The following is a 7,140-nucleotide window of genomic DNA, read 5'->3' as shown; positions in this document are numbered from 1 at the left end:
TCTGGGGGGCGGGCCTTGCTTCGTCTCTTTGCGCCCCCCCCCCCCCCCCCGGGGGGGGGGGGGGGGGGGGGGGGGCCCCCCCCCCCCCCCCCCCACCAGCCGTCCTAGAGGGTGCCGGTGAGCAGTTCCGGACGGATCGGCGTCTTGTTGATCTCCAGACCGGTCGCCGCCCGGATCGCCGCGATGACGGCCGGGGTGGACGAGAGGGTCGGGGCCTCGCCCATACCGCGCAGGCCGTACGGGGCCTTCGGGTCGGCGAGCTCCAGGACGTCGACCGGGATGGTCGGGGTGTCGAGGATGGTGGGGATCAGGTAGTCCGTGAAGGAGGGGTTGCGCACCTTCGCGGTCTTCGGGTCCACGATGATCTCTTCCATGATCGCGACGCCCAGGCCCTGGGTGGTACCACCCTGGATCTGGCCGACCACGGAGAGCATGTTCAGCGCCTTGCCGACGTCCTGGGCGGTCGCCAGCTCGACGACCTTGACGAGGCCGAGCTCGGTGTCCACCTCGACGACCGCGCGGTGCGCGGCGAAGGTGTACTGGACGTGACCGTTGCCCTGGCCGGTGACCAGGTCGAAGGGCTCGGTGGCCGCGTGGCGGAACTCGAGCTCGATGTCGATCGCGTCCTCACCCTCGAGGATGTCGGCGATGTCCGCGAGGACCTCTCCGCCATCGGTGACGACCTTGCCGCCTTCGAGGAGCAGCTCGGCGGTCGCCCACGCGGGGTGGTACGAGCCGTTCTTGCGCCGGCCGATCTCCAGGACCGCCTCACGGACGGCCTCACAGGTGTTCTTCACGGCGCCACCGGTCATGTACGTCTGCCGCGAGGCGGACGTGGAACCGGCGGAGCCGACCTGCGTGTCGGCCGGGTGGATGGTCACCTGCGTGACACCCAGCTCGGTACGGGCGATCTGCGCGTGGACGGTGATACCGCCCTGGCCGACCTCCGCCATGGCCGTGTGGACCATCGCGACCGCTTCGCCGTTGATGACCTCGAGGGTCACGCGGGCGGTGGAGTAGTCGTCGAAGCCCTCGGAGAAGCCGACGTTCTTGATGCCGACCGCGTAGCCGACGCCGCGGACGACGCCTTCACCGTGGGTGGTGTTCGACAGACCACCGGGCAGCGCGCGGACGTCCGCGCTCTCGCCGGCGGACTCCCACTGGCGCTCCGGCGGCAGCGGACGGGCCTTGACCCGGCGCAGCAGCTCGGCGACGGGCGCCGGAGCGTCCACGACCTGGCCGGTGGGCATGATCGTGCCCTGCTCCATGGCGTTGAGCTGGCGGAACTCGACCGGGTCCATGCCCAGCTTCGCCGCGAGCTTGTCCATCTGGGCCTCGTAGGCGAAGCAGGCCTGGACGGCGCCGAAGCCGCGCATCGCGCCACAGGGCGGGTTGTTCGTGTAGAGCGCGATCGCCTCGATGTCCACGTCCTCCAGGACGTACGGACCGACCGAGAGGGAGGAGGCGTTGCCCACGACCGCCGGGGAAGCGGACGCGTACGCGCCGCCGTCCAGGACGATCTTGCACTTCATGTGCGTGAGCTTGCCGTCCTTGGTGGCGCCGTGCTCGTAGTACAGCTTCGCCGGGTGACGGTGCACGTGGCCGAAGAAGGACTCGAAGCGGTTGTAGACGATCTTGACCGGCTTGTTCGTGGCCAGGGCCAGGAGGCAGGCGTGGATCTGCATCGAGATGTCTTCGCGGCCACCGAAGGCACCGCCGACGCCCGAGAGCGTCATGCGGACCTTCTCCGGCGGCAGGCCCAGGACCGGGGCGATCTGCTGGAGGTCCGAGTGCAGCCACTGGGTGGCGACGTACAGCTCGACGCCGCCGTCCTCGGACGGTACGGCCAGACCGGACTCCGGGCCGAGGAAGGCCTGGTCCTGCATGCCGAAGGTGTACTCGCCCTCGACGATGACGTCGGCGCGCTTGCGGGCCTCTTCCACGTTGCCGCGGATGATCGGCTGGCGGTGCACGATGTTCGGGTGCGGGACGTGACCGATGTGGTGGTCATCGCGGCCCTCGTGGATCAGCGGCGCGCCCTCGGCGAGGGCGGAGGCCTCGTCCGTGACGAGCGGCAGCTCACGGTAGTCGATCTTGATCTTGGCGGCCGCGCGGCGGGCCGTCTCCGGGTGGTCGGCGGCCACGAGGGCGACCGGCTCACCGTGGTGACGGACCCGGCCGTTGGCGAGAACCGGGGTGTCCTGGATCTCCAGGCCGTAGTTCTTCATCTCGGCCGGCAGGTCGTCGTACGTCAGGACCGAGTAGACGCCCGGCATCGCCAGGGCCTCGGAGATGTCGATCGAGACGATCTCGGCGTGGGCCACGGTGGAGCGCAGGGTCTGGCCCCACAGCATGTCCTCGTGCCACATGTCCGAGGAGTACGCGAACTCACCGGTCACCTTGAGGGTGCCGTCCGGGCGCAGCGTGGACTCGCCGATGCCGCCCTTGTTGTGCTTCTGCGTGACGTTGGTCGGCGTACCCGCCGGGACCGTGCGCGTGTTCTGGGCCATGGTCAGACCGCCTCAGACTGACGGGCGGCCGCGAGGCGGACCGCGTCGAGGATCTTCTCGTAGCCCGTGCAGCGGCAGAGGTTGCCGGACAGGGACTCACGGATGTCCTGGTCGGACGGGGAGGGGTTCTCCTCCAGCAGCGCGTCTGCCTGGACCAGGAGGCCCGGGGTGCAGAAACCGCACTGCACGGCGCCGGCGTCGATGAACGCCTGCTGGATGGTGGAGAGCTCGACGCCCTCGCCGGTCTGGGAGTCGCCCGGCTTGGCCTGCCACTGCTTGGCCGCGTCCAGGGTGACGCCGCCCTTGCTGCCGCAGCCGCCGCCGGTGCCGCAGGCACCGCCGTGGCCGTGCTCCTCGCGCTGCTTGGCGAACTCCGCCAGGCCCTCGACGGTCACGACGTCGCGGCCCTCGACCTGACCGGCCGCGACCAGACAGGAACAGACCGGCACGCCGTCGAGACGGACGGTGCAGGAACCGCACTCGCCCTGCTCACAGGCGTTCTTCGAACCGGGCAGGCCCAGGCGCTCGCGCAGGACGTAGAGAAGGGACTCGCCCTCCCAGACGTCGTCGGCTTCCTGCTGACGGCCGTTGACAGTGAAATTGACGCGCATGATTACGCAGCCCCTTCAAGCGAGCGGCCGTTGTTCGAACCGCGGTACTGCTCCCACGTCCAGACGAGCTGGCGGCGAGCCATGATGCCGACCGCGTGGCGGCGGTACTTCGCCGTGCCGCGGACGTCGTCGATCGGGTTGGCCGCGCCGGAGGCGAGGTCACCGAACTGCTTGGCGATCGACGGGGTGATGACCTTGCCGGACTCCCAGAAGCCACCCTCTTCGAGCGCGGCGTTGAGGAACTCCTCGGCGGCCTTCGCCCGGATCGGGGTCGGCGCGGCCGAACCGATTCCGGTACGGACCGTGCGGGTCTCGGGGTGCAGCGCCAGGCCGAACGCGCAGACGGCGATGACCATCGCGTTGCGGGAGCCGACCTTGGAGTACTGCTGGGGGCCGTCCGCCTTCTTGACGTGGACGGTCTTGATGAGCTCGTCGGCGGCCAGCGCGTTGCGCTTGACGCCGGTGTAGAACTCGTCGATCGGGATCAGGCGGGATCCGCGTACGGACTCCACCTCGACCTCGGCACCAGCCGCGAGGAGCGCGGGGTGGGAGTCGCCGGCCGGCGAGGCGCAACCGAGGTTGCCGCCGACACCGCCGCGGTTACGGATCTGCGGGGACGCGACCGTGTGCGAGGCGAGCGCGAGTCCCGGAAGCTCCGTGCGGAGGTTCTCCATGATCTGCGTGTACGGGACGGAGGCGCCCAGACGTACCACGTCCTCGCCGACCTCCCACTCCCGCAGGAGACCGATGCGGTTCAGGTCCAGGAGGTACTCCGGCCGACGGTGGTCGAAGTTGATCTCGACCATCACATCGGTGCCACCCGCAATCGGCACAGCTGTGGGGAACTCGGCCTTAGCGGCGAGCGCCTCCTCCCAGCTGGCGGGGCGAAGGAAGTCCATGTGCGGCTCTCTTCTTCTTAATCGGGTCGTTCACTTCAAGCCAGGAGGCCGTTGGGCCCTCGACTGGTCGTTCACGTGCTGTTAACGCGGTGTGGACTCAGTACACCGGCCCTCCGTCCCTCGGGTGCAGTCACCGAAACCATGAAGGAGTTGGCTGGGGACCTCCCTCGTCTTGTAGATTCGTATGAAAGGCAGGATGCGACGACCTGCCCGATTTCCAACGGCAACATTCGAGACAGATCGGCGGCGACATCATGCGGCTGCGCGCACTGCTGGAAACCGAGGCGCTGGGGCTGCGGCTGCTGGGCGGCGAGGAAGAACTCGACCGGACGGTCCGCGGGGTCATGACGACCGACCTGAGGGATCCCAGCCGATACCTATCCGGAGGGGAACTGGTCCTCACTGGCCTGGCATGGAGACGAAATTCAGCCGACTCCGAGCCGTTCGTACGAATCCTCGCGAGCGCAGGCGTGGCCGGGCTCGCGGCCGGCGAGGCCGAGCTGGGTGACATTCCCGACGACCTGGTCACGGCGTGTCTGCGCAACCGTCTCCCGTTGTTCGCCGTAAACGAAGACGTTGCATTCGCCACCATCACCGAGTACGTGGTGCGGCAGGTGTCGGGAGAGCGCGCCGGGGACCTCGCGGCCGTCGTGGACCGCCATCGCCGGCTCATGACCTCCGGTCCGGCCGGTGGTGGACCGGATGTGGTGCTCGATCTGCTCACCACGGACCTCGATCTCCGGGCCTGGGTGCTCTCGCCCACCGGCCGGCAGATCGCCGGGGCGGGCGAGCCGCTGGCGCCGGGCATCTGCGCGGCACTGGCGAGCGAGCACCTCGCGGCGGTCCGGACGGGCCGCAGGGGACCGCACCGGATCTCCCTCCAGGGTATTACCTACTCCCTCTTCCCGATCAGGGGACACGGGCGCGGCGCCGCAGGTCCGGCGGCCCGGGACGTCCGCGAGAGCGTGCTCTCCGACTGGCTGCTGGCCGTCGAGGCCGACGCCGGAGACTGGCCGGCCGAGCGGCTCGACCTGCTCCAGGGCGTCACCCAGCTCATCGCGGTCGAGCGGGACCGCCGCGACGCGGCCCGCACGGTGCGCCGCCGGCTGGCCCAGGAGGTCCTGGAGCTGGTCCAGACGGGCGCTCCGCCTGCCGAGATCGCCGCCCGCCTGCGGGTGGCCGCGCCGGTGCTCCTGCCCGGGCTGGGCACCGCCCCGCACTGGCAGGTCGTCGTGGCCCGGGTGGACTGGGACGGCGGCGACATCGCCGGCGGCCCCGTCGCCCAGTCGCTGCTGGAGGAGATCCTCGTCGACCCGTCGGTCTCCGGGCCCGAGCCCTCGGACCGGATCGCCGTCGCGCACGCCGGGGACGAGGCGATCGCCCTCGTACCGCTGCCCGCGCCCGCCGGGGAGCCCGGCGAGGAGAAGGGCCCCGACACCGCCCTGCACGCGGAGACGCTGCTCGCGGCCGTACGGGACCCCCTGGCGGCCGGGCTCGCCGACGACGGCCGGCTCACCCTGGGCGTCAGCGCGGCCGTGTCCTCCGCCGAGGGGCTCCGCGGAGCCCTGGAAGAGGCCCGGCACGCCCGCCGGGTCGCCGCGGCACGCCCGGGCCGGGTCTGCGCGGCCGGCCACCACGAGCTCGCCTCGCACGTCCTGCTGCTCCCGTTCGTCCCGGACGACGTCCGCCGCGCCTTCACGGCCCGGCTGCTGGACCCGCTGCGGGACTACGACCGCCGCCACCGGGCGGAGCTCATCCCCACGCTCGAAGCCTTCCTGGACTGCGACGGCTCGTGGACCCGCTGCGCGACGCGGCTGCACCTCCACGTCAACACGCTGAGGTACCGGGTCGGGCGAATCGAGCAGTTGACGGGGCGGGACCTTTCCCGCCTGGAGGACAAGCTCGACTTCTTCCTGGCACTGCGGATGAGCTGAGAAGATCCACCGCCTGACCGGCCGGGGGGCCGGTCGGGACCGAGTGGGGGCCGAGTCCGGGCCGGGCGGGGGTGGCTGATGATCCGTCCGGACTTTGTGAAAGAGTTCACCCGACCCCTTGGCCGAACCTGCCGATCCGTGCTCTCATTTCGCCCCAGGGCTCAACGACGTGCTGCTTGGTTGCTTTGGGGAGGGCAATGTGGCGGATACCGCCATGTCCAGTGCCGGAACTATCGGGGGAGACGACCCCCTCCAGCGGGCGATATGGCGGCTGCGCTCGCGCGGCTGTTGGACCGACGCGGCGGCCCTGCTGACGCCGCACCTGCACGATGCCGGAGCCGCCGTGCAGCGGACCGGGCTGCTGGTCGAACGCTGCCTGTTCACCGGGCAGGGCTGGGCCGAGGCCGAGGACGCGCTGCGCGTGGCCGAAGCGGTCTCCCAGGACGACGACGACCGGGGCGCGGCCGCGTGCGAGCGCGGTCACCTGGCGTACGCGGCGACCGTACTGGGCGTGCGCGACCGGGCCGACGAGGCCCGCTCCGCGCTCGGCCGTGCGGCGGCGCTGCTGTCTCCGGGGTCGCGTACCCGGCCGCTGCTGGACTTCCGGCGGGGCCTGGTCGCGGAGCACCTCGCGGACGCGCCTTCCTCCGCCCTGCCGGCGTACCGGCGGGCCCACGCGGGTGCCCTGGCCCACGGCGACGTCCTGCTCCTGTCCTTCACCTGGCGGCACCTGGCGGCGCTGGCCCTGCGGGACGGGGAGGTCGCCGAAGCCCGCAAGGGCTTCGCGGAATCCCTCCGCATCCGGGAGGACCTGGGCTTCCTGATCGGCACGGCCCCCGCCCTGGCGGCCCTGGCCGAAGCCGAACCGGAACCGGAGGCCACCCGCCTCCGCGCGGAGGCCCGCCGCCTCTTCCACCTCTTGGGCGGCATCCCCACCTGGCTGGCAGACCAACTCCACCCGACCCCTGCTCCTTCTTGACGCACCCCTGGCACGGTGCGGCCCCGGCGGGCCTCCCCGGCTTCGCGCCGCTGCGCCGGACTCCGCCCGGCGGTGGCCCGGTCGGAGCGCTCGCCACTGCCGTCCCGGCGTAGGGCCCGGTGGGCGGGTGCGGGTGGTCGGCCCTGCGGGGCGAAGTCCCCGCAGCACCCCTCGCCGCTGCGCGGGGCAAAGTCCCCTACCCGCCCT

5 protein-coding genes are annotated in these 7,140 nt (G+C 71.4%); 2 read left to right on the top strand and 3 right to left on the bottom strand.

Features of this window, described 5'->3' with window-relative positions:
- Nucleotides 1–104: 104 nt before the first annotated feature.
- From ACFVX6_RS40300 to ACFVX6_RS40290, 3 genes are read right to left on the bottom strand one after another with little or no spacing between them, the layout of a single operon-like run.
- Nucleotides 105–2,510, bottom strand: coding sequence for a molybdopterin cofactor-binding domain-containing protein (locus tag ACFVX6_RS40300; protein ID WP_328301484.1), 2,406 nt, complete (start codon nucleotides 2,508–2,510; stop codon nucleotides 105–107).
- Between the two features lie 2 nt (nucleotides 2,511–2,512).
- A complete protein-coding gene (locus ACFVX6_RS40295) occupies nucleotides 2,513–3,121 on the bottom strand; it encodes a (2Fe-2S)-binding protein (protein WP_274550125.1) in 609 nt (202 codons plus the stop codon).
- A gap of 2 nt (nucleotides 3,122–3,123) precedes the next feature.
- Complete coding sequence (locus ACFVX6_RS40290; protein ID WP_250744166.1) at nucleotides 3,124–4,020, bottom strand: xanthine dehydrogenase family protein subunit M; 897 nt, start codon at nucleotides 4,018–4,020, stop codon at nucleotides 3,124–3,126.
- A gap of 254 nt (nucleotides 4,021–4,274) precedes the next feature.
- On the opposite strand from ACFVX6_RS40290, the gene ACFVX6_RS40285 reads away from it, so the two are divergent.
- Entirely contained in the window at nucleotides 4,275–5,954 is a 1,680-nt protein-coding gene (locus tag ACFVX6_RS40285) for a PucR family transcriptional regulator (protein WP_389699553.1), read from the top strand.
- Nucleotides 5,955–6,168: 214 nt separating this feature from the next.
- The gene (locus tag ACFVX6_RS40280; RefSeq protein ID WP_389699552.1) at nucleotides 6,169–6,933 is read left to right on the top strand and encodes a hypothetical protein; all 765 of its coding nucleotides are present in this window, start codon (nucleotides 6,169–6,171) and stop codon (nucleotides 6,931–6,933) included.
- Nucleotides 6,934–7,140: the final 207 nt, after the last annotated feature.

The sequence above is a fragment of the Streptomyces sp. NPDC058289 genome (genome assembly GCF_042880975.1).
GTDB lineage: Bacteria > Actinomycetota > Actinomycetes > Streptomycetales > Streptomycetaceae > Streptomyces > Streptomyces stoeckheimensis.
The sequence above is the reverse complement of the archived record's forward strand: the minus strand, read 5'-3'. Positions and strand labels throughout refer to the sequence as shown.